At 43.9% G+C, this 26,621-nt stretch carries 27 protein-coding genes; 13 read left to right on the top strand and 14 right to left on the bottom strand.

Annotation, left to right across the window (positions count from 1 at the left end; genetic code table 11):
- Nucleotides 1-10 precede the first annotated feature (10 nt).
- Nucleotides 11-2,611 carry a TRAP transporter permease gene (locus ACLO87_RS13000; RefSeq protein WP_430223930.1) on the top strand — a complete coding sequence of 867 codons (2,601 nt, stop codon included), beginning with the start codon at nt 11-13 and terminating at the stop codon, nt 2,609-2,611.
- Nucleotides 2,612-2,674: 63 nt separating this feature from the next.
- Here the strand turns inward: ACLO87_RS13000 and ACLO87_RS12995 are convergent, their stop codons facing one another.
- Both ACLO87_RS12995 and ACLO87_RS12990 read right to left on the bottom strand, forming a co-directional pair.
- The gene (locus ACLO87_RS12995) at nt 2,675-3,079 is read right to left on the bottom strand and encodes a hypothetical protein (RefSeq protein ID WP_430223929.1); all 405 of its coding nucleotides are present in this window, start codon (nt 3,077-3,079) and stop codon (nt 2,675-2,677) included.
- A 21-nt stretch (nt 3,080-3,100) separates the two neighbouring features.
- Nucleotides 3,101-3,634 (bottom strand): VUT family protein, encoded by a 534-nt coding sequence (locus ACLO87_RS12990; protein WP_430223928.1) that lies wholly within the window; start codon nt 3,632-3,634, stop codon nt 3,101-3,103.
- Between the two features lie 176 nt (nt 3,635-3,810).
- Between ACLO87_RS12990 and infA the strand changes: the two genes are divergently transcribed.
- Nucleotides 3,811-4,074: a translation initiation factor IF-1 gene (gene infA / locus ACLO87_RS12985; protein ID WP_135864739.1), complete on the top strand. Its 264-nt coding sequence runs from the start codon at nt 3,811-3,813 to the stop codon at nt 4,072-4,074.
- A gap of 42 nt (nt 4,075-4,116) precedes the next feature.
- Here infA and rfbC read toward each other — a convergent pair whose 3' ends face one another.
- Nucleotides 4,117-4,656 carry a dTDP-4-dehydrorhamnose 3,5-epimerase gene (gene rfbC / locus ACLO87_RS12980; RefSeq protein WP_135864744.1) on the bottom strand — a complete coding sequence of 180 codons (540 nt, stop codon included), beginning with the start codon at nt 4,654-4,656 and terminating at the stop codon, nt 4,117-4,119.
- Between the two features lie 108 nt (nt 4,657-4,764).
- On the opposite strand from rfbC, the gene ACLO87_RS12975 reads away from it, so the two are divergent.
- The 6 genes from ACLO87_RS12975 to ACLO87_RS12950 all read left to right on the top strand — a co-directional run bounded on the left by ACLO87_RS12975 (nt 4,765) and on the right by ACLO87_RS12950 (nt 10,930).
- A complete protein-coding gene (locus tag ACLO87_RS12975) occupies nt 4,765-6,312 on the top strand; it encodes a sensor histidine kinase (protein WP_430223927.1) in 1,548 nt (515 codons plus the stop codon).
- A complete protein-coding gene (locus ACLO87_RS12970; protein ID WP_135864741.1) occupies nt 6,309-6,917 on the top strand; it encodes a response regulator transcription factor in 609 nt (202 codons plus the stop codon). The genes ACLO87_RS12975 and ACLO87_RS12970 overlap by 4 nt, the downstream gene beginning before the upstream one ends.
- 91 nt (nt 6,918-7,008) lie before the next feature.
- Nucleotides 7,009-7,497 carry a GlcG/HbpS family heme-binding protein gene (locus ACLO87_RS12965; protein WP_135864742.1) on the top strand — a complete coding sequence of 163 codons (489 nt, stop codon included), beginning with the start codon at nt 7,009-7,011 and terminating at the stop codon, nt 7,495-7,497.
- Between the two features lie 325 nt (nt 7,498-7,822).
- Nucleotides 7,823-8,737, top strand: coding sequence for a dTDP-4-dehydrorhamnose reductase (rfbD, locus tag ACLO87_RS12960; protein WP_430223926.1), 915 nt, complete (start codon nt 7,823-7,825; stop codon nt 8,735-8,737).
- 177 nt (nt 8,738-8,914) lie between these two features.
- Complete coding sequence (locus ACLO87_RS12955) at nt 8,915-10,189, top strand: sugar transferase (RefSeq protein WP_430223925.1); 1,275 nt, start codon at nt 8,915-8,917, stop codon at nt 10,187-10,189.
- Nucleotides 10,190-10,930 (top strand): glycosyltransferase family 2 protein, encoded by a 741-nt coding sequence (locus ACLO87_RS12950; protein WP_430223924.1) that lies wholly within the window; start codon nt 10,190-10,192, stop codon nt 10,928-10,930. It begins immediately after the preceding gene.
- Between the two features lie 66 nt (nt 10,931-10,996).
- On the opposite strand, the gene ACLO87_RS12945 is transcribed toward ACLO87_RS12950, so the two are convergent.
- The 11 genes from ACLO87_RS12945 to ACLO87_RS12895 all read right to left on the bottom strand — a co-directional run bounded on the left by ACLO87_RS12945 (nt 10,997) and on the right by ACLO87_RS12895 (nt 21,635).
- The gene (locus ACLO87_RS12945; RefSeq protein ID WP_430223923.1) at nt 10,997-12,103 is read right to left on the bottom strand and encodes a glycosyltransferase; all 1,107 of its coding nucleotides are present in this window, start codon (nt 12,101-12,103) and stop codon (nt 10,997-10,999) included.
- Between the two features lie 45 nt (nt 12,104-12,148).
- Complete coding sequence (locus ACLO87_RS12940; protein WP_430223922.1) at nt 12,149-13,447, bottom strand: O-antigen polymerase; 1,299 nt, start codon at nt 13,445-13,447, stop codon at nt 12,149-12,151.
- Nucleotides 13,448-13,508: 61 nt separating this feature from the next.
- A complete protein-coding gene (wecB, locus tag ACLO87_RS12935; RefSeq protein ID WP_430223921.1) occupies nt 13,509-14,648 on the bottom strand; it encodes a non-hydrolyzing UDP-N-acetylglucosamine 2-epimerase in 1,140 nt (379 codons plus the stop codon).
- A gap of 1 nt (nt 14,649) precedes the next feature.
- A complete protein-coding gene (locus ACLO87_RS12930; RefSeq protein WP_430223920.1) occupies nt 14,650-15,867 on the bottom strand; it encodes a glycosyltransferase in 1,218 nt (405 codons plus the stop codon).
- Entirely contained in the window at nt 15,864-17,147 is a 1,284-nt protein-coding gene (locus ACLO87_RS12925; protein WP_430223919.1) for an O-antigen translocase, read from the bottom strand. Before ACLO87_RS12925 ends, ACLO87_RS12930 begins: the two co-directional genes overlap by 4 nt.
- Before the next feature lie 3 nt (nt 17,148-17,150).
- Nucleotides 17,151-18,272, bottom strand: a complete 1,122-nt coding sequence (locus tag ACLO87_RS12920; protein WP_430223918.1) for a DegT/DnrJ/EryC1/StrS family aminotransferase — start codon at nt 18,270-18,272, stop codon at nt 17,151-17,153.
- Nucleotides 18,269-18,793 (bottom strand): GNAT family N-acetyltransferase, encoded by a 525-nt coding sequence (locus tag ACLO87_RS12915; RefSeq protein WP_430223917.1) that lies wholly within the window; start codon nt 18,791-18,793, stop codon nt 18,269-18,271. The genes ACLO87_RS12920 and ACLO87_RS12915 overlap by 4 nt, the downstream gene beginning before the upstream one ends.
- Nucleotides 18,790-19,206 carry a sugar 3,4-ketoisomerase gene (locus ACLO87_RS12910; protein WP_430223916.1) on the bottom strand — a complete coding sequence of 139 codons (417 nt, stop codon included), beginning with the start codon at nt 19,204-19,206 and terminating at the stop codon, nt 18,790-18,792. The genes ACLO87_RS12915 and ACLO87_RS12910 overlap by 4 nt, the downstream gene beginning before the upstream one ends.
- Complete coding sequence (gene rfbA, locus ACLO87_RS12905; protein ID WP_430223915.1) at nt 19,203-20,087, bottom strand: glucose-1-phosphate thymidylyltransferase RfbA; 885 nt, start codon at nt 20,085-20,087, stop codon at nt 19,203-19,205. The genes ACLO87_RS12910 and rfbA overlap by 4 nt, the downstream gene beginning before the upstream one ends.
- Nucleotides 20,084-21,175 carry a dTDP-glucose 4,6-dehydratase gene (gene rfbB / locus ACLO87_RS12900; RefSeq protein WP_430223914.1) on the bottom strand — a complete coding sequence of 364 codons (1,092 nt, stop codon included), beginning with the start codon at nt 21,173-21,175 and terminating at the stop codon, nt 20,084-20,086. Before rfbB ends, rfbA begins: the two co-directional genes overlap by 4 nt.
- 67 nt (nt 21,176-21,242) lie before the next feature.
- Nucleotides 21,243-21,635, bottom strand: coding sequence for a MarR family EPS-associated transcriptional regulator (locus ACLO87_RS12895; RefSeq protein WP_430223913.1), 393 nt, complete (start codon nt 21,633-21,635; stop codon nt 21,243-21,245).
- Between the two features lie 413 nt (nt 21,636-22,048).
- Between ACLO87_RS12895 and crcB the strand changes: the two genes are divergently transcribed.
- Genes crcB through ACLO87_RS12870 form a run of 5 tightly spaced genes read left to right on the top strand, consistent with a single transcriptional unit; the run spans nt 22,049 to nt 26,621 of the window.
- Nucleotides 22,049-22,435, top strand: a complete 387-nt coding sequence (crcB, locus tag ACLO87_RS12890) for a fluoride efflux transporter CrcB (RefSeq protein WP_135864323.1) — start codon at nt 22,049-22,051, stop codon at nt 22,433-22,435.
- A 13-nt stretch (nt 22,436-22,448) separates the two neighbouring features.
- Nucleotides 22,449-23,435 carry a 3-oxoacyl-[acyl-carrier-protein] synthase III C-terminal domain-containing protein gene (locus ACLO87_RS12885; protein WP_430223912.1) on the top strand — a complete coding sequence of 329 codons (987 nt, stop codon included), beginning with the start codon at nt 22,449-22,451 and terminating at the stop codon, nt 23,433-23,435.
- 7 nt (nt 23,436-23,442) lie between these two features.
- Complete coding sequence (locus ACLO87_RS12880) at nt 23,443-24,468, top strand: NAD-dependent epimerase/dehydratase family protein (protein ID WP_430223911.1); 1,026 nt, start codon at nt 23,443-23,445, stop codon at nt 24,466-24,468.
- Nucleotides 24,469-24,471: 3 nt separating this feature from the next.
- Nucleotides 24,472-25,299: an MBL fold metallo-hydrolase gene (locus ACLO87_RS12875; RefSeq protein ID WP_430223910.1), complete on the top strand. Its 828-nt coding sequence runs from the start codon at nt 24,472-24,474 to the stop codon at nt 25,297-25,299.
- Nucleotides 25,299-26,621 carry a F390 synthetase-related protein gene (locus ACLO87_RS12870; protein ID WP_430223909.1) on the top strand — a complete coding sequence of 441 codons (1,323 nt, stop codon included), beginning with the start codon at nt 25,299-25,301 and terminating at the stop codon, nt 26,619-26,621. The genes ACLO87_RS12875 and ACLO87_RS12870 overlap by 1 nt, the downstream gene beginning before the upstream one ends.

Below are 26,621 nucleotides of genomic sequence, written 5' to 3'. Positions count from 1 at the left end.
AGGATGGATGATGAGTAGTAATTCCAATCAGCAAGCCTTACAGCAGATGGTAGAAGAGGTGGACCGCGGTGGTCGCAATGTTACTGGTGCAGTAGCAATGATCATTTCGGTAGTGGCGTTATGTTGGGCATTTTTCCAGTTGTGGTATGCCTCTCCACTGCCGTTTACATTTCATATTGGTATTTTTAATGATACTGAGGCGCGTGCTTTGCACTTGGGCTTCGCCATGTTTCTGGGCTATGTCTCGTATCCTGTTAGCAAAAAATCAAACCGCGATCGTGTGCCCTTACTAGACTGGGTGCTAGCGATTATTGCGGCGTTTTGCGGTGCGTATTTGTTCCTGTTCTACCGAGAACTGTCATTGCGCCCTGGTATTCCTACCACCATGGACGTAGTGGTTGCCAGCATTGGCTTGGTGTTGCTGTTAGAAGCAACTCGCCGTGCATTGGGCGCTCCCATGGCAGTGTTGGGTACGTTGGTTCTGATTTATGTATTTCTAGGCCCACATTTGCCTGATGTGTTGGCGCACCGTGGCGCGTCGTTAGAGCGTTTGGTTTCGCACATGTGGCTGACTACCGAAGGGGTTTTCGGTGTAGCGCTGGGTGTGTCGGTATCCTATATTTTCATTTTTGTGATGTTGGGTTCGCTGCTAGACCGCTGCGGTGCAGGGAACTACATGATGCAGGTTTCCTTCTCATTGTTGGGGCACTTGCGTGGTGGACCAGCGAAGGTGTCAGTGGTGTCATCGGCTGTAAACGGCATGGTGTCAGCGTCGTCTACGGCAAACGTGGTGACTACTGGTATCTTTACCATTCCGCTGATGAAGCGTGCTGGTTACGGTGGTGTGCGAGCAGGGGCGATTGAAACTGCAGCATCGGCTGACGGGCAAATTATGCCGCCGGTCATGGGTGCGGCTGCATTTTTGATGATTGAGTATGTGGGTATCCCGTACACGGAGATCATTAAGCACGCGCTACTACCGGCGATATTATCCTATGTGTCGTTGTTCTACATTGTGCACTTAGAAGCACTGCGGTTGGGCTTGCAGCCCATGCAGGCAGCCACGCAAGCGCGCACACCTATTCAGCGCATCGGGCGACTAGGGATGGGCATTTCTGCCACCATAATTGTGGTCGCACTGATCTATTGGATAGGGGTGGGAACGCAACAGCTATTCCCGCAACAGGCTTTTGGTATTTTAGTGACCTTACTGATCGCACTGTATGTAGGGTTGGTGTGGATAGCCTCTAAGCACGATGACCTACCCGATTTGGTGAAGCAAGATGGCACGATGACGCAGCCTGAAGTATGGGCCACCGTGCGTACGGGTTTGTTTTTCCTAATCCCTATCGGTATTTTGGTATGGTGCCTGACCATAGAGCGTTTCTCGCCGGGCCTGTCAGCATTCTGGGCAGTGACAACCATGTTGCTGCTGATGCTCACGCGCCGTCCTTTACAAGCATTCTTCCGTCGTCAACAAGTTGGTACGGCATTATCGGAAGGTGTTAAAGATACGTTGGTGGGGTTGCAAGAGGGTGCCCGCAACATGGTGGGTATTGCGCTGGCGTGTGGTACGGCAGGTTTGATTGTAGGTACCATTACGCTGACTGGTTTAGGTCTACGCATGACGTCCTTTGTGGAACTGGTGTCCATGGGGAACGTGCTGTTGATGTTGGGGTTCACTGCAGTAGTGTGTTTGGTGTTGGGCTTAGGTATGCCTACTACAGCCAACTACATTTTGATGGCAACCTTGATGGCGCCTGTGGTGGTTGAGTTGGGTGCGCAAAGTGGCCTGATTATCCCGCTCATTGCTGTACACATGTTTGTGTTCTATTACGGGCTGATGGCGGATATCACACCACCTGTAGGATTGGCTACGTTTGCGGCTGCCGCTATTGCAGGTGAGGACCCACTGAAAATCGGTATACAGGGCTTCAAGTATGCGATGCGTACAGCTGTGCTGCCGTTTATGTTCGTGTTTAACCCACTGCTCTTGCTGATTGGTATAGAAAGTTGGTATGAGTTTGTCTTTGTAGTGTTCGGTTCTATTCTAGGATCACTAGCTTTTGCTGCAGCAACCATGGGTTGGATGCGTATTAAATCCAAATGGTGGGAAGTGCTGTTGTGCTTGCTGGTGATGTTTATCATGTTCCGACCAGACTGGTTCATGAACCATATACAAACTCGCTACGTAAATGCCGAGCCTGCGCAAATTTATGCCGTGGCGGGAGATTTACGCCCAGGTCAGCAGTTGGTGGTAGAAATTGAAGGGATGACTATAGAAGGCGACACCATCCGTAAAACAGTAGGTGCAGAACTGCCCGTGCTAGAGGAAGGCTCTACGCTTACAGGCGAAGCAGCAGGTCGTAAACGTATGGCTGATGCTGGTATTGGCGTGATGGCCTTTGGCGATATGGTACAGCTTTCTAATGTGGGTTTTGGTAGTCAAGCCAGACGCTCTGGTTGGGAGCAGGGTTGGGATGTAATGGTTGTGAAACAACCTAATCCCAATGCTCTGATGGATTACTACATGTATTTGCCAGCGTTGTTGATTCTGGCCTTCTTGTGGTGGAACCAAGGCGTGCGTATGCGCAAAACCGAAAACGCGTAATCGTAGCGTGCCGTTAAATCGGTAATCACAATGGCCACCTATATAGGGTGGCCATTGTGTTGTTTAGGCTTGTACGCGAGTGGTGACGCGTTGGCCTAATGCAGGCAATTCAAAACAGCCTTCTACTTCCACGGCTATATGCAATACAGCAGCACAGTCACGGGCAATGACTTGAGTCAGCATTTCTACGTCACGCACCGTTTTGTGGCCTATGAATGCCTGTATATAAGCGCTGAGTGAAAATACTTCCAGAAAACGTTGAGTGGCTTGATAGCGTATGGCTAGCGTAGAACCTGCACCGGGGTTATGCGACGCGGGGCATAGCTCAGGTAACGTCAGCACATGTTCTTGCCAGCTTTGAAAATGGGGGTGCGGGTTAGCAATAGTTTTCAACACGGCACCTGTGTCGGGTGAGGTGTAGCTGTTAGCATCAGCCGGCACGTAGGTATGATCGGTGGAAGTGGTCATAAGTAAAGTTCGCGAAGAAAGTCAGGGCGATACGGTGCGGCGTTCACGCACAGAAATAAATGGTAAGTACGCCACAGCGGCAGCAATGATGTATTTACCCAGCACATCGGCGTAGACAATCTGCATCATGTCATAGCTGCTCATCACGCCTGCAAACGCTAAAAGGGTAAAGGCTAAACTGTCCAAAGGGACGCTTACTGCATGGCTGGCCAGCACCCGTTTATGCCAACGATAATGGCGTAAACGCTGAAACATAGCGGTATCGGCGAGCTCGCTAATTAAGATCGCAACAAATGAGGCGAATAAAAATCGGGGGCTGATTTGGGCAATAAACTGACCATATAAGGTAGTGATCAGTACGGCGGAAGCTATAGCCAGATATACCGTAGGTAGGCCGTATTGGTGTAGGCGATCACGCAGCGTGAAAACTGCGGCAAAAAAGATAGAACCAATACTGAACAGTCCAAACCAAGGCAGCTCAATAAAGCTGTCCAAGTAGACATTGGCTAATAGAACGGCGCACGCATACGCCGCTAGCCATATGGCGCGCAACATAGAAAAACTCCTGCTACCACCAGAAAAATAGTCCGGCGTAGCGTCATAGCGAAGGTCGCGACAGAGGGCTGAAATCCCAAGCCGCAAGTAACCGCCAAGTTTAGCGTACTTTATTGAAAAATCACTAAAAAATAGCGTATGTTATACTAGTAGTCTAATTTTTTAGGAGCAAACTATTGGCTAAAGAAGAAATCCTTGAAATGCGTGGCACAGTGAACGAAGTGCTGCCAGATTCACGCTTCCGTGTGACCTTAGAAAACGGTCACGAATTGATTGCCTACACAGGCGGTAAAATGCGTAAACACCACATTCGCATTTTGGCTGGTGATGATGTGTCACTAGAGCTGTCGCCTTATGACCTGAGCAAAGGTCGTATTACTTTCCGTCACCTCAAAGATCGCGCCCCTCGTCAGCCGCAAAATCGCGCCGCACGTCGTTAAGCTGAACGCTGCAGGCTGTTGCATAGCAGTTTCTGTAACCCTTTATAGTCGTTGCATACGTTCGCGTAATGTAGGCAATGCCAAGTCTTTGACAGATAAGGTGGGCTGCTGAATAGGCCAGGGGATGGCTAGATCTGGGTCATCCCAGCGCACACCATCCTCATCGTCTGGGCAATACACATCCGTGCACGAATACTGTACGTCTGTGACCTCACTTAATACGCAAAAACCATGTGCATAGCCTGGCGGAATCCAGAGCTGGCGGTGGTTTTCGTCGTTTAGTTCTACCCCTATATGTTGTCCATATGTGGGCGAATCAGGGTTAAGGTCTACCGCTACATCAAAGGCCGCACCTCGGCTAACACGTACTAATTTCCCCTGGGGGCGGGTACGTTGTTGATGCAGGCCACGCAGCACACCACGCTGCGACCTGGAATGATTTTCCTGCACAAAAGGCAGCGTCATTCCAGCCTGCTGATAGCGCTCTAGCTGGAAGGTTTCTGTGAAAAAACCACGCTCATCTTTATAAACTTTGGGTTCTATGATGAGTACGCCGGGTAGGGAAGTAGTAATGACTTTCATGGGTGTGAGTGCAAAGAGAAAGGTGATTTTACCGTATACGTAAGCGGAGCCAGATAGGCTCTGTGCCATAATTCGTATTCGTTCAAGCCTTGTGGGAAACTTTACGTCATGCGTACTGGCCCGTCTTTCTTTTACCGTCCCAGTGTAGCAATCTTGCTAGGTGTGCTGCTGGTAGTGCTGACCGTAGTAGGGTTGGCGAGCTGGCGTTATCACACGCATATACAAGTCTTGGAAAAAGAAAGTGTGTTGTTGCAGCGCTTGGCATCTCAGCGTGCTGGCCAGCATGATGCTCACTTAACTGCATTAGCCGCGGTGGTGCAAACAACAGCGGATCAGCGCGGGCATGAACTCTTCCAAGACGTCGCTCACAGCATCCTCAATTTCTACCCCAGTATTGATGCAATTGAATTAGTCACACAACCGGATGCGGCAGAGTTACCCACAGGTGTGGGGGCTGTGGATCCGGAAATCCAAGCATGGATACAAGAACAGGCGTGGACTGGCAATGAGCATATGAAGCTGTTGGTGCACCCTACGCATCCCGGCCATTACTTGTTGATTAAGCGTAATCCTAATCTGGATGCATTGGGCTATGCCCTGATGCTAGATATAGATGCAGCACGGTTGCTGGGCAATGGTGAGGCATTATGGTCTAAACCGGACGTTACGCTGCGTTTGTCTTTACCTGATGGCACACCCTTTTTGGGGGCGGCCACTGACGCTCCTACAACCTTACATTTCTCTAAAGCGCTCAGCAGTACCACACAGCCCTTGTTGCTAGAAACAGGGCTGCAGTTGAAGTGGGATGACCTATTACCGCTATGGCCCACGTTAGGCATGGCGCTGTTAGTGGGTGTGGCGTACGCAGGGGTATGTTTGGCGTGGCGTCAGCGTAGGCGCGTTAACGCAGCAGTGGAGCAAGCGCGTATCAGCGGTCTAGAATCCAGATTAGCTCATGCTTCCAGAGTGAATGCTTTGGGGGAAATGGCAAGCGGCCTAACCCACGAGCTTACCCAACCGTTAACGGCGATCTTGGCGCAAAGCCAAGCGGGTAGGCGATTGCTTAGCAAAGGTGACACCGAACGGTTGGCTAAGTCTTTGGATGAGACTGTTATCCAAGCGCAGCGCGCCTCGGCGATTTTGGAGCATTTCAGGCATTGGTCTCGCCCACAGCGTTTGCCTACTACAAGTTTTGATCTGCGGGATGCATTGCATAACGTGCAGTCCCTATTACGCCAAGAAGCACAGAATCAACAGGTGCACATCATTTTGAACGTGCCTGCTACCCCTTTGTTAGTAAAAGCTGATGCCATAGAAATGGAGCAGGTACTTTTTAATTTGCTACGTAACGCCATGGATGCACTACAGCAGATTACAGGTGATAGGCTCATTACGATTACGGCATCTGAGCAAGGTAATCAAGTACGTGTGGATGTGGCTGACAATGGTCCTGGCGTACCGGCACAGTTGCGAGGTGAGCTATTTACGCCATTTGTGACCGGGAAAGAAGGCGGCACAGGATTAGGTTTGGCATTAAGCCAGCGCTTAGTAGAACGCGTAGGTGGAGAGTTATTGTTACAAGAAACCGCCGGTAAGGGAGCCGTATTCAGCATACTCTTAGCAAGCCAACCTGCTACATCGGAACCTAGCGAATGAGTCACCCTGTTTATTTAGTAGATGATGACCAAGCCGTACGTGATGCGTTAGAGCTGCTGTTATCCACGGTAGACATTGCTGTACATAGCTTTGCTGACCCACAACGATTTTTGACGTCCGTGAGCCAACTCGCGCCCGGATGCATCATCATGGATATACGTATGCCCTGGGTGTCAGGCCTAAAAGTACAAGAGAAACTGCTAGAACAAGATGTGGATTGGCCCACAATCGTGATCTCTGGACACGGTGATATAGAAGCTTGCAGACGTGCGTTCAGAAACGGCGCTATAGACTTTCTCTCTAAACCTGTAGACGAACAAGACCTGATCGATGCCATACAAAAAGGCCAAGAAATTCTAGAGAAGCGCTTACGTGTTCAGGCTGAAAAAGAAGAAACCCTAGCCTTATTAGCAAGCCTGACTCCTAGAGAAAAAGAAGTATTGGGTAGAGTGGCAGCCGGTTTTACCTCCAAAGAAATCGCCGAAGGCTTGGGTCTATCCCCACGTACCGTAGAAAGTCATAGAGCAGCATTAGGTGCCAAGCTAGGCACTACATCGCAAGCAGAGATGACGCGCTTGTGGTTGGAAGGCAGGGAATATCCGTAGGACTACGTAGGTAATCAGCAAGCACTACGCATAGTGCAAAAAAACGAGCCCGTTTACTCTGTTGTTATCTTTTACTCAGTGGAGATTCACCATGATTCGTACACTCGCGTTAACGTCTGCTTTATTGCTTCCTCTGGCGGCTGGTGCTCAAACCACCTTGCCCACCACACCATATTTGCCATTAGAACTCGCCACTCAAGCCGCACAAGCGGCCGTCCAAGCATGTGCCACTGAAGGTTATGCAGTAAGCGTTGCAGTCGTAGCGCGAGATGGCGCAACCAAAGTATTGCTTAAAGCAGATAATTCAGGCCCTCACACCGTAGGCAGTGCTACGGGTAAAGCGTTTACCTCCGCCGCAATGGGTCGCGATACTGCTGGGCTGGCTGAATTCATCGCCTCTAAGCCTGCTAACAATGGTATGCGCGACATGGATGACCGCATGGTGATACAGGGCGGTGGCCTACCTGTGAAGTTTGGTAATGCCTTAGTCGCGGGTATAGGGGTTGGCGGCGCCCCAAATGGGGACCTTGATGCACAATGTGCATTAGCTGGCCTAAAAGCAATTGGCGCTGATGTATAAATAAGCTTGCAATTGTAACGTTCTGAAAAGTCCGCCTAGTTTTGACTAGGCGGGCTTTTTTGTGTCTAAAGAATGGTCCAGAATAACGCAGTCACCAAGCACAATTTCTTTACAATACTGCGTAAGGCCCTATTAATGTTCAAAGAGGGCCGATGTTATAGAAACTGACTATCTTTAGAAAGCACATGGAAATTCTTGTTACCTGTGGTGCCGGTTTTATCGGTTTTGCTCTTGTCCGACACTTGAGTCAGTAGAGTGGATCAAGCGGCTGTGATGTTGTCCCTTATCGGTACCATAAGTAAGAGTTAAGAGGAGTCATGGTGATATGTCATTTAAAGTTTTGCTATGCGGTGGCAGTGGTTTATTGGGCCAAGAGTTGCTACGTAATATCCCAGAGGGTGTAGAGGTGTGGGCTCCTAGCTCTACTGAGATTAATATTAGCAACAAAGCCGTGGTGCTAGATGAGCTGCGTAGTTACCAACCTTCACTGATCATCAATGCAGCAGCTTATACTAACGTGGATGCTGCAGAAGAAAATCAGGACTTAGCCTATGCAGTGAACAGAGATGGTCCAGAGAATCTTGGCCTTTATGCGGTAGAAGCAGGTGTTTCTGTTATTCATATATCTACTGACTACGTGTTTGGTGGTGAAAAATGCACCCCTTACATAGAAACAGATGCACCTAACCCAATCAATGTGTATGGCAAAAGCAAGCTAGCGGGCGAGCGAGCGTTACAGCAAGTCTGTGAGAAGAGTCTGATATTGAGGACTAGTTGGTTATTTGGTGAGTATGGCGACAGCTTCATACGTAGATTTATAGTATTGATGTTTGAAGAGGAAAGTATTGATGTAGTATCAGACCAGTATTCAGCTCTTACACGAACGGATGCCTTGTCTGCGTATATATGGCTTGTAGCAGAGAGAATTCGGTTATGTTTACCAATACTTTGGGGTGTAGTTCATTTTTCTGGCGGAAAGCTATGCAGTAAATATGATTTAGTTAAAGAGGTATTTCATATTTTGATGCAAGAAAATGGAAATTTGAAATGTAAAGTGGTCAATCCGGTTTCGCATGATTTCTTTAAAAATACTGCAAGAAGACCTTTTTTTTCTTTATTGAAAACAAATGAAAACTCTATAAGATTATTGAGTTTTGGAAATTATGAAAAAATGAATAAATCTGTTCTAAAGATTTATAGAGAATTGATTTTAGAAAATAAAACAATTATTGGTAAGTAAGGGAAATTATAATTTTATAAGAATAAATAAATTATTTTTTAATAAGTAAATATAATACATACTTTAAGAAGTCTTCCTGGAAACCAGTTCGATGAAACGTATATAGATGATCATAAACTGGTTTGTTAGAGTGCTTGGCTATAATTTTTATGTAACAATCATGTTACCAAGGAAAGAATGAAGCTCACTACACTTAGACGATTTAAGCGTCTACATGAACAGATATTGCTCTCTAGAGCTTTTTCGCTGCTATTGGGCTGGGCGATTGCAGTTGTTGCTCCATTTGTTATGTTTTGGTCATGGGAAAGTTTGTTGAGTCCTACAGATGGACAGCAGACAGCATTAGTCACAACGAGTTTTTCTTGTGTACTGTGTTATTTTGGGTTGCAAAGATTGCGCGTTATTTACCCTGGTGGACGGGCCGCTGCCTTTATTATTCCTATTGTTTTACTGATATATGGTGCAGTAACGTTGATCACTCTATTGTTGCGTGTAGAGGTCTCTAGATATTTATTATTGAGTAGTGCCGTTATATCAGTACTGTGGTTTCACATAGAATATACTCTGACCTATAAATATATGCGTTTGAAGCTAGGCGTGGTCCCTGGCGGTCAGTATACAGATGAGCTGATAGAGCTCGATTTTATTGATGCTAGACCATTAGCCGAGTTATCTTTAGGTGATAGGCGTTATGATGGGGTAGTAGCTGATTTTCGCAGCATTGATGAGGCAACACAGCGTTTTCTAACGCAATGTGCTTTGGAGAGGATACCTGTCTATGATGCCAAACAAATCTATGAGTCTTTAAGTGGCAAGGTAAAAATACATCGTATGTCAGAGAATAATATGGGGGCATTGTTACCATCACCCATATATGAACGAATGAAGACCTGTATCGACATACTATTGGTGTTGCTGACACTGCCAATCGTATTACCAATAGCGTTAATAACAGCGATATTGGTACGGCTAGAGAGTCCTGGACCGGTGATTTATACACAGACTAGGATTGGGCGTGGCAACAAACCATTCACCATTTATAAGTTTCGTAGCATGCGTTTCGATCGTGCGGCTCCAGAGCAGTTTGCAGGAGAAAATGATCCGCGAATTACTAGGGTTGGTAAGGTCATACGTAAGCTACGTATAGATGAGCTGCCTCAGTTCCTGAATGTGTTAAAAGGCGAAATGAGCTTAATAGGGCCTAGACCTGAGCAGCCATCATTTGTCGTCGAGTACGACCAGAAAATCCCCTTTTATAGCTATAGACATATTGTTAAACCAGGAATCAGCGGTTGGGCGCAAGTTAGGCATGGCTACACGGCTAGCATGGATGAAACCCAAGTAAAAATTGAGCATGATTTTTACTATATTAAGAATTGTTCATTAGGTTTGGACCTGATCATTGCGGTACTGACAATTAAAATTATGTTGACAGGCTTTGGCGCACGATAAATGGAAAATCCAACATTTAGCATTGTTATGCCTGCGTACAACGCAGCAAGCACAATCAAGGGCTCTATAGATAGTGTGCTTGCTCAGGTCTATACAGACTATGAGCTAATTGCTGTGAATGACTGCAGTAAAGACAACACACTGCAGATATTGCGCGATTACGCAGAACAGGATTCTCGCATACGCGTAATCAACCTTGAGAACAACTCTGGGGTAGCGGTAGCAAGAAATGCAGCGATAGAAATGGCGGCAGGGAGATATATTGCATTTCTAGACTCTGATGATTTATGGGAACCTAGGAAGTTGGCGGTACAGCTAGAAACATTAAATTCAGGGGCAGATGTTGTGTACGCTATGTACACACGTTTCTATCCAGATGGGAAGCAAAGTCAGGTTAATGTGCCTGAAGTAGGGGATTACAAAAAACTCTTAACAGGTAATTTTATTGGAAATTTAACTGGCGTTTACGATCAGGAGAAATTAGGAAAGATTTTTCAAAAGAAGGTGCATCATGAAGATTATTTGATGTGGCTTGAAATACTTGAAAAAACTGATTATGCTCTGGGTATACAAGAGAATTTAGCGTATTACCGGGTGGGTGAAGATAGTCTTTCAGCAAATAAAATACAATCAGCGAAATGGACGTGGGATATATATAGAAAATATTGTGGTTTAAATTTATTTTCATCCATGTATTTTTTTTCTTTATATGTGCTAAATTCAATAATTAAAAGAATGTAATTTATTATTCTGGATCAAAAAGCCTAAAGTGCGATTGGTACTCTAGGCTTTTTTGATGAACTAATTCTAGGGGAGGTTTTTCTCTAGATATTCAATTAAGAGATTTTCTCTATCCTCCCAAGATGCATCAGGTTCATATTTTTCGAATGGCTCATCATCTTTACCATTGTTAAAATAGTCAAAAAAACTATTTCTTATTTCATTTACATTAAATTCATCAATTAATATAGCGTTTTTTCTACCTCTAAGATACTCTGCCATCTTTGTTTTTTTGGAGATGATTGGGGTTTTTTCGAAGGAAGAGCATTCAAAATATTTGTTGGATATAGCATATACAGCATTGTGATCGCTAGTTGGATATGCCGCCCATATGAGTTCAGAAATACTATAAATAAAATTTAAATCTGCATGCTCGTATCGGCCAAAAAAATGCACCTGTTTATTGAGATTTTTTTGGATAACAGCAGCTTGCAATTTTTCTAAATCAGGGCCTGTTCCAAAAACAAGAAAATGAATATCAGTATCTTTGATTGCATCAAGAATATTTTCTAGGATATTTAAGTAACGAACAACTCCTATCCAGCTGACTGTTTTTGTGTTCTTGATAGTTACAATATCATAATCTTTGAACCAAGATGGTTGTGAATGATATGGTGTTAGAGAGCTCTTTGGGGGATAGTTTTCAAATATAATAGAATTGATTTTTTTTGGGTACAAGGATTCAAAATATCGGGAAGCAAATATTGTAATATCAACGTATTTCAGAGATGTTTTTTCGATAAGTTGCAAAAATTTACGGATAAAGTAATTTGATGTTGTAGGTAGATCTAAGCAATCATAAATTATTTTTATTCTTCTAAAAAATAGTGCTTTAATAAAAGCTGCACAAATGAGAGAGTCCCAGTGGCTAGCAAAGATAATATCGGGATTGTTTTTTTTGCAAACGTTAAAGTTGTGTAATATAAAAAGTGGTAATTTTATAAGTTTAAGAATTTGATTACCATACCCAATATTATTAACCATAATATGCAAATCTTCGCGTGGATCTTCAGGTTTTCCATCTCGCTTCCACGCCGAAACTATTACATGATATTTTTCTTGTAATGTTTTTCTAAATCTTTCTGTTCTAGAGTTGATTGGCCAGGTAGTATCAATGATAAGAATTTTTTTCATAAAGAGGTTGTTCTCTACAGGGAAAGAGAATATATGAATATATTATTATTTATCCGTTTTTTTAGAACTATTAAGGAAAATTGAGTTATAAAGTACGAAAAAATAAAAAATAAAGAAATTCTGATAAAGCCATTCGGATTTGTAGAAAAAGGCAAGAGAATAAATTAAAAAAATGAGAACGAGAAAGAAATATAAGCTTTTGCGTTTTAGACAAGTAATGCTTATTTTAAATACAAAATAACACCACATTAAGATAAATATGATAAATCCATGTAGTCCTATCGCATAATATAATCTAATAAATCCAGAGTCTGCACCAACTAAGCCATTAGCATAGTAATCATTATTAGACTTGTAGTAGTAGCAGTTAAAATTGTCTAGGAAATTGCAGGCAGAAGGCCCAGAGAAAAACTCCATATATACATTATTGGTGACGTCAGTGGAGTTTGAGTATAGTTTGCCATGGCTTATTGAAGATGTAATGGGTTCTAGTAGCCAGACAAAAAAAGGATGGTTTAATATGGTGTCGCCATAAGCTATAAATAGTAGTAGGCTAATAACAATTAAAGCGAATATTTTCAAAAATAGACTTAGAAATCCTGATGAAAAAGCATAGAAGATAAAATAAATCAGGACTATAGGAATAGTGCTACGACCAGAGATAAGCGCCAGTGCTATACAAATAATCTCAATAAAGAATAAAAATAGCTTATGTTTTGTACTAAGGTTTTTTATAGAAGTTCTATAAAAAAGTATAAATAAAGCAGAAAATGAAAATGCAACACCATCAGATGCAAATAGAAATCCATTCCAACCTAGATTTCTTAGATTATGACCTGACATGTTTTTTTCTATAACTTCAAAAGCAGCTTCGGTACCAAAATTTTTAAAACTCCAAATATGAAAATCTGGAATTGAAAATTGTAGAATTATAAAAAACAAGTATATATATATAGATTTGAATAATATTAATTCTGGATAATATTCATTTTTGTCATTATTTTTTATAATTATTATTAAAAATAATGAAACAAAGTAAAATATTATAAATTTATATATGTAGAAAAAGAAAGAAAAAAAACTACCTTCCCAATTGAGGTAGCTAAACAAGGTTATAGAAATTAGTGCTAATAATATTAATAGTATAGGTGCATCTCTCTTAGGTATGCTTGTTTTTAACAACAGTTTTATGTTGAATAAAAAAAGAACAAAAAGCATTAGTAGGCCGAATATCTGACTATAGAATAATCCAAAAGAAAATGGCCAGACAATAAAACATACAGAAATTGATATATATAATTTCTGTATGTTTGATGTGAAATTTTTGTTCTTGGTGCTGATCATAGTATATGCTTTACAGCGAAATAATATGTGTGAGTTAAGTTAAAGAAGAATTAAGAATGGATCAATTTCTCTTTTGTTTTATAAACTCGATAATTCTTTTACTAGCAAAGCCATCCCCATATGGGTTGTGAGAGAGTGACATCTGCATATATAGTGCTTGGTTATCTAAAAGACTTTGTACTTCATTAATGATAGTACTAGGATTCACTCCAACCAGCTTGACTGTGCCAGCTTCTATGGCCTCAGGCCTTTCAGTCGTGTCACGCATCACCAGGACAGGCTTTCCTAAACTAGGAGCCTCTTCCTGAACGCCGCCACTATCGGTAAGCACTAAGTAAGAATTTTGCATTACATACAAAAATGTCTCATAGCCTAATGGTTTAATTAGATGAATGTTATTCAAACCACCTAATAATCGTTTGACAGGTTCTTGAACATTAGGGTTTAGGTGCACGGGATATATGAAGTGTGTACCTGGGTTGTTTTTGGCGAGCTCACGCAGAGCAAGGCAGATATTTTCGAATCCTTGTCCGAAATTCTCACGTCTATGGCCTGTTACGAGTACATAGCGTTGGTTGATGGTATTAAGATCTAATCCTGAAGCATGCAGGTTTGCTTCTATGTTCTGTTTCAGATCAGCCGATGTGTCTATTTTCTTGACCATCCACTGCAATGCATCAATGACAGTATTACCTGTAACTACAATTTGTTCGTCAGGGATATTTTCAGCGAGTAATGCTGCACGATTTCGTTCGGTAGGCGAAAAATGTAAGTTCGCTAAACGCCCAGTTAGTAGTCTGTTTGCTTCCTCAGGCCATGGTGAATAGAGGTTACCAGTACGCAGGCCTGCTTCTACATGGCCAATAGGGATACGCTGATAAAAGGCGGCAAGCGACGCGGCAAAGGTAGTGGCCGTATCACCATGAACTAGCACTAAGTCTGGTTGGAAGGTTTTAAGAATATCTCGCAAACCTAGCAGTACCTCCGAGACTATATCGTATAGATCCTGTCCTGACTTCATGATGTTCAAGTCGTAATCAGGCTTGATTTCAAATAAATCTAATACCTGATCTAGCATTTCTCTATGCTGAGCGGTCACTGCCACTTTTGCATCAAAAAAATGATCACTACTTAATGCTTTAACTAAGGGTGCCATTTTTATGGCTTCAGGTCTGGTTCCAAAAACAGATAAAATTTTCATATTAGAGTTTAATTTTTTTGGCAAATTTCTTTAAAAAAAACCAAAAAGGTTTTTTTAATAATCCAAGTTTTTTCATTTCTAAAAAACTTGAGCTTGATGTGTTAAGTATATGATTTATTTTCTTGTTGAAAATGGCAGGGCTATGGTTGTTAATAGCATACTGAAAACATTTTTCTGAGAGTTTCTTAGAGGACGTTTCTAAACCATTAAGTACATCATCCATACTCATGGTGTTTCCCATACTGGCATCGCTTTCTAGCTCAATTGAGCGACCTAGACTATAACCAGTAGACTCAAAAAACCATCTGTATCTATAGCTATCAGGCACAGAAGAGTATGAGAAGTCTAGCAGTATAGTGGGCACTCCAAACGCAGAAATCTCTATAGCTGATGTTCCCATAGCAAAACCAATATTTGACTGTGTAATGATGCTTTTGAGTTCATTGCCACGTTTTTCTAGATGAAAATGAACCTCTAGAAACGCTAGGTTTTCAGCAACCTGCTGTATTTCTGGCATTCCAGGGCCATTGCCAACTATATTTAATTCAATCTTTTTATGGTCTTTTGTTTTTGCGTATTCATTTAGGTCTTTCATGACCTTTATGAGGATATTGTTTTTAAATTCACCGTCTAGTCTTCCTAACCAAACGGCTTTTATTTTATTTTCTTTTTGATAGAATTCTATATTTGAGTAGTCTATTTTTTCATCAGATATAATGACAGGCAGAAACTCATCGTAATGAGTTCCTGTATATCTAAATAAAACATCATCGCAAGAAGAATCCATGGCAAAAATGGATTTTTTTGCAATTAAATATTTAACTCTTTTTTCTGATCTCTTGTACTCATTTCGTAGTACTGTTTTTTTTAATATTGTTTTTATTGTTTTTTTAAACTGCAAAGATTTAAGGGCAGGAAAGAAAGGTATGACATTGTAAGGGTGTACTACCCATGCAAGGACAGTAAAGTCACCTGTAAAATATAAGTCTAAATTTCTAACTAGGTTAGCAGTGGTAATGACAATGGTTTCTTTTTCTAGGGCGATCTTCTCTTCGGCGAAAAGAATGGGAACACCTTCTGTATTTTTAGATAACCAGCCATCTTTGATATCTACAATTCTAACCCTGTGCTGTAACTTTAATAGATCAGCTGTTAGCTTTAATAGATATTCTGCCCCGCCAATATTATGGCTTGGATAGAAAATAATAATATTTTTCACGTAATTTTCTTCTTTTGTTTTTTATTTTCTGATCTAATAAAAATATAATCTTTAACAAAAAAGGCGATTGCTATCCAATAAATGGCATAATTTACTGCATAAGCTACGGTAGTTCCATCTAAACCATAAATAGAAGTAAAAAACAAAACAAAAAAGTAAAAACTAACAGAGAATATTATTTCTGTAAAAATAAAAATTTTTACCATGGCTTTACCTATCATTAAGTAGGCAAGAATCCAGCTTCCAATTTTTAAGGTGTCTCCCAGCATTTGCCATGCAAAAAGGTCTCTCATGGCATAAAAATCGGTGGTGAATAAGACTCCTATTATGAAATCCCGCAATAGAAATATAATCACACCAGATGCTGCAGTAATAGGTAGGATTATTTTATAGCCTTGTATTATTTCGTGTTTAATATCTTGTGGGTTTTTGAGCTCAGATAGTCTGGGTAGGTAATACAGGCTTAAGGTTGTAGTCACCATCATAAGATAGGCACTGCTTAGGCGCCACATGGCTTCCCAGTACCCCGCAGCATCCCAGCCTAATGTATCACCCAGGTGATTCCGAATAAAGATATGACTTATAGGTACGCAGGCAGCACTAGTTAAGGCCATAGCAGTAAATTTTGCTAGATTTATTGCTATAGTCTTGTCTGGGCGACCAAATAAATAACTAAACTTAAACCAGTTTGCCTTATGGCAAAGAGCAAGTGTGACTATAAATGAGAACGACGGGTAAATAGCTAATGCTATTAATGCGCCTTGTAGGCCAAATTTTATAGCAAGAATGCTGGTTACAATTAGTGTAAATAAGCTGCCGCCAATATTTGCCAAAATATATCGTTGTATTTCTTTTTTTCCATTTAATATGGCAAGAAAAAAGCTATTTAATACAAAGAATAAAATTGATATGGAGAACCATGTAAATACTGGGCTAAATATTTCATCTTTTAAAAACCAGATCGAAATGTCTTTGCGGAATATAAAGATTAACAATCCAGTTAAAACAGAGGAGATTATGGATATGGTACTTGCAGTTCGCCATAGTTCCCGTTGTTCTGAGCTATCTTCTCCGTATTCAGCTGTATATTTCGTTACCCCATTGGTGATAGCACCGCTTCCAAAAGTGGTGATGATTTGTACCGCATTTTGAAAGTTACCTATTGCTGCGTAACCAGCTGGGCCTACATAAATTGCTAAAATTTTATTTAGGCCCAGCATGGTCAGCATTTTTACAATGACAGCAATGGCATTGAGTAAGCTGGTTTTTATTAGCGTCACAACTTAGCCTTTAAAACTGTTGCAAGCACTAATGACTTGGTCTACTTCAGCGTCCGTCATGACAGGACTAATGGGGATACTGAGTACTTCAGCATGAATTTTTTCTGTTAAAGGAAAATGTAAATGGTTCAGCTCTGGGTAGGCTTTTTGTTGGTGTGGTGGGGTAGGGTAGTGAATAAGAGTCTGTACACCTGCTTGCAGCAAATGTTGTTGTAGCGCTTCGCGCTGTGCGCAACGAACCACATACACATGAAATACGTGGTTTTCTATATCAGCACTCGTAGTTGTTGTAGAGTGTATGGGCAATGTTAGCAGAGGATTTTGTATGCTCTGCGTGTAACGAAGGGCAATCTCACGGCGACGTTGTGTTTCCTGATCTAAATAGTTGAGTTTGACACGTAGCAGGGCGGCCTGCATTTCATCTAAACGACTATTAATCCCTTGGTACAAGTTTTCGTACTTTTTGTGACTACCATAGTTGCTTAGTGCACGTAATGTTTGCGCGAGTTCATCATCATTGGTGGTAATTGCCCCAGCATCACCTAAGGCCCCAAGGTTTTTCCCAGGGTAAAAGCTAAAGCCACTTGCATCTCCCCAGTTTCCTGATTTTTTGTCATTGATACTGGCGCCATGGGATTGGGCAGAGTCTTCAAGTACTAACAGTTTGTGTTCTGTAGCAATGCTAGTGATAGCAGGCATATCGGCTAGTTGGCCGTATAAATGTACGACTAGTATGGCCTTAGTTTTTGCTGTTAAGGCTTTGCGAACATTGTCAGGACTGAGGTTGTAGCTTCCTCCGTCGGGCTCAACCAGCACGGGAGTGAGTCGGTTTTCTGTAATCGCAAGAATACTGGCTATATACGTATTTGCTGGAACGATGACTTCGTCAGCATCTTGCAGCTTACCTAGCTCTTTCCAAGCGCGTAGAGTGAGATTCAGGGCATCTAGACCATTGGCTACACCAATGCAATGTTTGGTACCACAATATGCAGCAAACTCTTGCTCAAACGACTTGCACTCAGTGCCTTGTATATACCAACCAGAGTCTATAACTCGCTCTGTGGCAGCGATAAGTTCTTTTTTATGTTGAGCGTTAATTTTTTTCAGGTCAAGAAAAGGGATCATTTTAATTTACTCTCTAGGTTGCTTCTGGATTCTTGAACAGCTTTATCGTGAATTTCAAAATAATAATTCTGCTCATCTTCTCCTACTTGTATTGCACCCATTTTTTTGTGGAATGAAACAACCCTTTCATTTTCTTTCATTACACTAAAATGTGATTTTCTATAGCCAAGCTCTTTGAAACCAAACTGATATACTAAAAACGCACTTTCTATAGCTGAGAATCTTGTTTTTTCATCATTAAGAATCCAACTTCCCCAGCAGAATGAGTCTTCTAGTAGATCATAGACTCGCACCGTGCCGCAGGGTGTTCCATCTAGTCTTTCGATAATAAAATAAAATTGTTTTCTGTCGTTCTCATCAACTTTGTATTTTTTTATCCAATCTCTTTGTGCTTGAGCATCAGGATCTACTCTAGATAGAAATTTGTTATATCTATCATCAAGACGGAGTTTTAGAATGAAATCAGCATCTTCTTCTTCTACAAATCTCATCTTTATTGTTTTACTGATTAGCGGCTTCATTCAGAGATTCTTCCTTTTTCTATTGATGAGAGTGAAGTGAAATCATCATAATTTCGTATATAGTCGGCTTCATCATAGTGAGCACTGGCCAACACTAGCAGCACACAGTCGCTACTAAAATCATGCATTTCATGCCAGACCATGCGATCAATCAGTACACCGTGCGTTGGGGAGTCCATGGTAATGACCGTTTTCTCGTTGCCATTATCCAGTAGCATTTTGCATTGTCCTGAGACGCAAACCGCAACTTGCAGCAGCTCCTTATGAGCGTGAAAGCCTCGGGCAATACCTTCTTGGGTGCCAAAGATGTAATACACACGCTGAATATCAAAAGGGATTTGTTTTTGCGCCTCAAGTACGACTAAGCTGCCGCGAGCATCTCCCAGCATGGGAAATTGAATGGTGTTGCTCATTTCATATCCCTTGCTATGCGTAACAGGTATTGGCCATATTCATTTTTACTTAACTGTTGGCCTGCATTAATCAGTTGTTCCTTGCTAAGCCAGCCGTTGTTATAGGCAATCTCTTCTAAGCAGGCGATCTTGTAACCCTGACGTTTTTCAATGGTTTCAACAAACATACCAGCTTCAAGTAAACTTTCATGGGTACCGGTATCTAGCCAAGCAAAGCCGCGACCTAGCAGTTCTACGCTTAGCTTGCCGCGTTCTAAATAAGTTTGGTTAACACTGGTGATTTCCAACTCACCACGATGGGAAGGTTTGACCTGTTTTGCAATTTCCACTACATCGTTATCGTAGAAATACAAACCGGTAACGGCATAGTTAGATTTAGGCTGTTCGGGTTTTTCTTCTATAGAAATTGCTTTCATTTGAGAGTCAAACTCAACTACACCGAAGCGCTCTGGATCTTTGACTTGATAGCCAAATACTGTGGCACCGTTTGAGTGAGAAACGACCTGCTGTAGTTTTGGCGTAAAACCTTGACCATAGAAAATGTTGTCGCCTAATACCAAGCAGACATTGCTTTGGCCTATGAACTGCTCACCAATGATGAATGCTTGTGCTAATCCATCTGGGCTAGGCTGTTCGGCATAGCTTAGCGTGATGCCAAAGCTACTACCATCACCCAGTAATTTCCTAAAGCTAGGCAAATCCTCAGGGGTGGAGATGATGAGTACGTCTCTAATACCCGCGAGCATCAGCACAGACAGCGGGTAGTAAATCATGGGCTTATCATAGATGGGGAGTAGCTGTTTGGAGACGCCTTTAGTAATAGGGTATAGACGTGTACCTGAGCCTCCTGCGAGGATAATACCTTTGGTGGTAGTGCTCATAGTGACACCCCTAAACGTTCACGTTGGTAGCTACCATCTTGTACATGCTGGCACCAGTCTTGGTGAGTTAAGTACCACTGCACAGTTTTACGCAGGCCTGTCATAAAAGTCTCCTGAGGCTTCCAGCCTAATTCGCGTTCAATTTTGCCAGCGTCAATCGCATAGCGACGGTCGTGTCCGGGGCGATCGGCTACGTGGGTTATTTGGTCCTTATAACTAGCTTGCGCAGGTAAAGGCTTGAGCTCATCCAGAATCTCGCACAGACTATGTACTACTTCTAGATTCTGTTTTTCATTATGGCCGCCTATGTTATAGGTTTCGCCAATACGGCCCTTGGTGATGACGGTGTATAGCGCTCTGGCATGGTCTTCTACATACAGCCAATCGCGGATTTGATCACCAGAACCATAGATGGGTAAAGCTTTACCTTCCAATGCATTTAGAATAATGAGGGGGACAAGCTTTTCTGGGAAATGGTAGGGGCCGTAATTGTTAGAACAATTCGTCACGATGACGGGGAAGCCGTAGGTTCTATGCCATGCACGTACTAAGTGGTCAGAGCTGGCTTTGCTTGCGCTATAAGGAGAACTTGGCGCGTACGCCGTTTTCTCGGTGAACAGAGGTAAAGACCCTTGGGTGGCAGAGGTTTCAATATCCAGTGGATGTGGCAAGTCGCCATACACTTCATCAGTACTGATGTGGTGAAAGCGGAAAGCTGCTTTCTGCTCAGTAGGAAGTTTGCTCCAATAGGCGCGAGCAGCTTCTAGCAAGGAGTAGGTGCCTACGATATTGGTTTGTATGAACTCAGCAGGGCCATCAATAGAGCGATCAACATGGCTTTCTGCAGCTAGGTGCATAACAGCATCAGGCTGGTAGTGTGCAAATATCTTATCTAGTGCGGCGCGGTCACAAATATCAACTTGCGCAAAACTGTAACGTTCATCGCTACTTACGGTAGCCAGAGACTCTAGGTTCCCTGCATACGTAAGCTTATCTACGTTAAGAACACTATCTTGCGTATTTTGAATGATGTGGCGTACCACAGCAGAACCAATAAACCCAGCTCCACCAGTAACAAGTATCTTCATGTGTTATTCGTCCACAAATTTTCTATGTGAATGGTTAATGTTCGTAATGTTTTTTGTATTAGCAATCTTAGTAAGACTTAGGGCATGGCGAGCCCGTCGTCACAGCGTGTGTATCAGGCTGCTGTTGTAGCTCTCTTTGTAGGGACGCAATCTCTGTTTGCAAAGTTTCATATTCTTGTAGTTTTCGTTGCAGAAATTGCATAGTCAATTCTGTTCTTTGTGTGATACCTGCTGGTGTAAGTAGATAGGCATAGATTTTTTTGTTTTTGTTATTACGAAAGTTATTAATTTTGACAAGACCTTTATCTACTAGGGCTTTAATACAGTAGTTGGTTTTTCCAACACTTATCCCGAGAGCTTCTGCAAGTTCACGCTGACTAAGGTTTGGGTTTTTTTCTAGCAGACGCAGTACTTTGAAATGACTCTCTTCTTGCACGGCAGCATTATGTGTTTTTTGCATGATAATAAGCTGGTGATTAGCCCATCGTTCAAGTGTTGAACGATGAACTATATCATGCACTTTGAGGCCAGGGGAGGCCTACCTATTCTATTTATTATTTTGTGCGTTGTTGTTGCCTTTGATATACGCCATCCCATTTTCTGATGCTCAAAAAGGACCCTTTTCACCCTCACATTTCACCACTCATACCATAGGGTAGCAATACACAGCCAGCCGCTCGCATAAACATTCGCTGTGCAGATCTAAGCCCCTCGTTCTTGTAAGGCTAGAGTGTGGTGTGTGATGAGAGAGGAGTTTATAGCCTTGCCCCTCAACATAACAAAAATAGGAAAAAGTGCGGAATGGCTGCTTTTCTGGTGCTACGATAGGATTTTTGTCGGATGACGGCAGTGTGCCGTTACGGAGAAAAATTTATGTGGAAAGCCATCGTGGCAGTGGCCGTTGGGGCGGGGAGCGGTGGTGTTTTACGTTGGCTATTGAGCCTACGATTAAATGCTGTCTGGCCAAATATGCCACTAGGAACCTTGGTCTCCAATTTAGTGGCGGGCTATATCGTAGGTGTGGCAGTGGCATGCTTTGCGCAGATGCCAAATTTATCCCCTGAGTGGCGATTGGTCATCATCACTGGTTTTTGTGGTGGACTGTCTACTTTTTCTACGTTTTCCATCGAGGTTGTCACCGCCATAGAGCGCGGTGCGTATAGCTGGGCGCTAGGGATGGTGACGGTGCACGTTTTGGGCTCTCTGCTGATGACTATCGCCGGCTTGGCGACGGTATGGTGGCTGAAGTCGGTTTGGTAAAGGATATATAAGCATGGGGCTGGTCCCTCTAGAAATCAGCGCCATGGGCAAAGCGCTACCCTCAGAACCGGTGTTGTCATCGGATCTAGATATTCAATTAGGTAAACCGGCTGGATACGTGCAAAAACGTTCTGGCATTGTGTCTCGATCGTTGGCGGATGCCTCGGTATTGCAGGCAGACCTAGGTGCTCAGGCGTTGCATAACGCCTTGGGTAAGGCGGGTTGGCACCTCAACGAGGTAGATTTGTTGATCAGTGCATCTGCGATTCCCGTGCAAGCTTTACCCTGCACAGCCACGCATATACTACGCGCCGCACAAGCGCCTGATGGCACCCCAGGTTTTGATGTGAATCTAAGTTGTGGCAGTTTTGTGGCGGCTTTAGAGGTGGCTAGCGGTTTGCTGCAAGTAGGTCGTTACCGACGTATCGCAATTGTGAGTGCTGAGTTGGCTTCGCGCGGTCTGAACTGGGAGGACGAGGAATCTTCATACTTGTTCGGTGACGGTGCTGCTTGCGCGTTGGTGCAAAAAGGGAATGGCAGCCAAGGCATTCTTGCGACGCGTCTGGAAAACCATATTTTGGAAGGCGATTTCTGTGAAATCCGTGCGGGTGGTACACGCGCTAATCAGCGCGCTGGTATGCAAGAGCAGGATTTCTATTTCAAGATGCAGGGGCGCAAAGTGTTTAAGATTGCTTCGCGTTTTATTGATGGCTACCAAGAGGCGTTGCTGCAGCAAGCAGGCTTGAGCTTGGATAAGGTGGATTTAGTGATTCCGCACCAAGCTAGTCATTTGGCGATGCAACATATTCATAAGCAGCTAGGCATTCCTACGCATAAGTTGATGGATATTTACGCAACGCACGGTAATCAGGTGGCAGCTTCAGTGCCGACGGCGTTGTACGAAGCTTTTCATCAGCAACGCTGCAAGGCGGGTGATGTGGTGATGTTGATCGCTACGGCAGCAAGTGTGTCGTTCGCTGGCATGATCTTGCAACTGTGAGTTGTTAATGACGCAACCTTCTTCATTTCCTACCGTATTGGTGACTGGCGCTACCAGTGGTTTGGGGCGTAATGCCGCCTTGTGGCTGCAGCAAGCCGGGTATACGGTGATAGGTCTGGGTAGAGATCAGCAAGCAGGTGCAGAATTGGCCAAGCAAGGTGTGCGGTTTGTGGCCTGTGACTTATCCACAGTTGAACCGACGATCTTACAGGCCTTGGTGCAGCAGGTGGATTGGGTATGGCATTGCGCTGCGTTATCCGCGCCGTGGGGTGATAAGCAGGCGTTTATGGCTGCCAATGTGGTGGCTACTCAGGCGTTAGCGCAAGCAGCGGGGCAAGCTGGGGTACAGCGTTTTGTGCATATCTCTACGCCTTCTTTGTATTTTGATTTTCAAAATAGGCAGCAAATTCCAGAAAGCTTTGTAGCACACAGGTTTGCGAATATGTATGCGCAGACCAAATTTATGGCTGAGGGCTGTATACAGCAGGCGCAGCAGCAGTATCCGGAAACGCGTTTTACGATGCTGCGTCCACGCGGGATTTTTGGGCCCTACGATAGAGTGATTGTGCCGCGTTTACAAGAGCAGCTAGCGCGTTTTAACGGGGTGCTAAAACTACCGCGTGGCGGCGAAGCGTATGTGGATCTGACCTTTGCGTTGAATGTAGTGCATGCCATGCAGTTGGCCAGTACGCAGCCTAACTTGCCACCTGCTGCTGTGTATAACATTAGTAATCAAGAATCTATTGTGCTGCGTGAGGTGATTGATACCTTGTTCAGGCAAGAGTTGGGGCACGATATACGCATTCAGGCGGTGCCGTATCACGTGCTGTATGCAGTGGCTACGGGTATGGAAGCGGTCGCCAAAATTACAGGTAAAGAACCTATGTTGACGCGGTATAGCGTGGGTGCTCTAAGTTTTGATATGACGTTATGCCCGCGTAAAGCACAGCAAGAACTTGGCTATTACCCGTTGTATTCCATGCAGCAAAGTATTGCGTTGACGGCGCAGTGGCTGCGACAGCAGCAAAGGTAACTCATGGCAATCTTGCATACGTATGAAGTGGGCTATTGCATGCACCCAGCCTGCGTAGCGTTGAAAGGTAGCGGTTTTAAGCTATGCCGTTTTCCTGCACGTGCCTATGTTATTGAGGTAGGGCGTGAACTATGGGTATGGGATACCGGTTATGCCAGCCATTTTCATACGCGTACAGCGAAAGGGATATATCGCTTATATCCAGCGGTTACTCCTGTGCACTTCCAAAATGAGGAAGCGCTGATTTTGCAGTTGGCGCAGCAAGGTATAACGGGCAAGGATATACGGGGTATGGTGCTGTCGCATTTTCATGGTGACCATATTGCAGGGTTACGAGATTTCCCCGGTGTAGAAATGTACGCCAGTAAGCCGGGTTGGGAGTATCACAAAACCTTGAAAGGTTTACGTGCCGTGCGTAAAGGCTTTGTACCAGGGCTTATTCCCGATGATTTTGAGTCACGCATACAGTTTGTAGAGCAGTGGGAGTCATGTGCGCTGCCGCCTGAGTTGGCTCCGTTTGAGTCTGGCTGGGCGCTGCCTGATAGCGATGGCGAGGTGTTTGTGGTGTCGTTGCCAGGGCATGCGCGGGGACACATAGGTGCTTTTATTCATACCGAAACGGGGTGGGTGTTATTGGCTGCAGATGCAGCATGGGCACCAGAAAATTACACCGAACTGCGCCAACCAGCGTGGATTGCTCGTTTGATCATGGACGATGCCAGCCAAATGCTGCAAACCTTGCAGAAGCTGCATGCTTTACACCAGCGTGGCGTGGTGAAAATTTTGTTGGCGCATGAAGGCGGTATTCCCTCTGCTGTGGAGTCTACCTAATGGCGCAGGGTCTACAAACGTTGTGGCAGTACGCGAAAGCCAAACGCTTGCAGCAGCTGGTACGGCACTGGTCACGCGAACAACTAGAGCAGTACCAACAGCAGCAGTTACAGCGGTTTATGAGTCGGGTGCTGGTAAAAAGCCCGTACTTTAGTGCGTATGTAGGACAGCCTTTATCGGCATGGCCGTTGATGAATAAAGCCAGCATGATGGCGCAATTCGATCAGATGAATACGGCAGGGCTAAGCAGGGATGTTCTGTTGGAAAACGCTTTGCAGGCCGAGCGCAGCCGTGATTTTTCTCAACTGGTGTCTAAGTACAGCGTGGGCCTGTCGTCAGGTACGTCGGGTACTAGAGGGCTGTTTGTGACTAGCCCGGCTGAGCGTGCTTTATGGTCAGCAACGATTTTGTCCAAGCTATTACCTCAAGGTTTGTTTGCAGGCGAGCGTGTGGCGCTATTTTTACGTGCTGATAACGCGCTCTACCAAAACGTCAACAGCCGTTTTCTGAGTTTTAGATTTTTCGATTTGTTGGCCAATTTTGATCAGCAGTGTCAGGCCTTAGAAGGCTATCAACCTACGATCTTGGTAGCACCCGCTCAAGTGTTGGTGGCCTTGGCGCAGAAATGCCAGGATCACAGCTTAACGATTAGTCCCGCACGCGTGATTTCCGCTGCCGAGGTGTTAAGCCCTCAGGATAAACAGGTCTTGCAACAGCAGTTTGGTGATGTGGCAGAGGTGTATCAGGCTACCGAGGGATTTCTGGGCTCTACTTGCGAGCTAGGAGTCATGCACCTGAACGAAGAATCACTGGTGGTAGAAACGGAGTGGCTGGATCAGACTCGTTTTATCCCCATCATTACGGATTTCCGTCGTGCTACGCAGCCTGTGGTGCGCTATAGGTTGGATGATGTACTGCATGACGGTGGTTGTGCATGCCCTTGCGGTAGGCCGACGAGGGTCATTAGCCATATAGAAGGCAGGGCTGATGACCAGTTGTGTTTGCCGGGTGTAGAGCAGCCGTGGGTGACGATCTTTGCGGATGCGTGCAATAGAATCTTGGCTACTGCATTGCCGTGGGAGGTAGATTACGTGTTAGAGCACACGATGGCTGATGAGGTTGAGCCTGTCTTGTTACGTTTGCATGCTCCGTTATCGCCTGTGCAGCAACAGACGGTGCAGCAGGCTTTATGGCAATGGTTTGCGACACAGCAGGTAGATGTACAAAGATTGCGATGGGACGCTGTGTCACATACTGTGCCGCGTGATTTCTTACGTAAAAAACGGCGCATTGTCCGTGTCAACGACAGACAGAGGCCCTAA

The sequence above is a fragment of the Paenalcaligenes sp. Me52 genome (assembly GCF_050487965.1).
Lineage (GTDB): Bacteria > Pseudomonadota > Gammaproteobacteria > Burkholderiales > Burkholderiaceae_B > Paenalcaligenes.
This window is presented reverse-complemented; position numbering and strand designations above follow the sequence as displayed.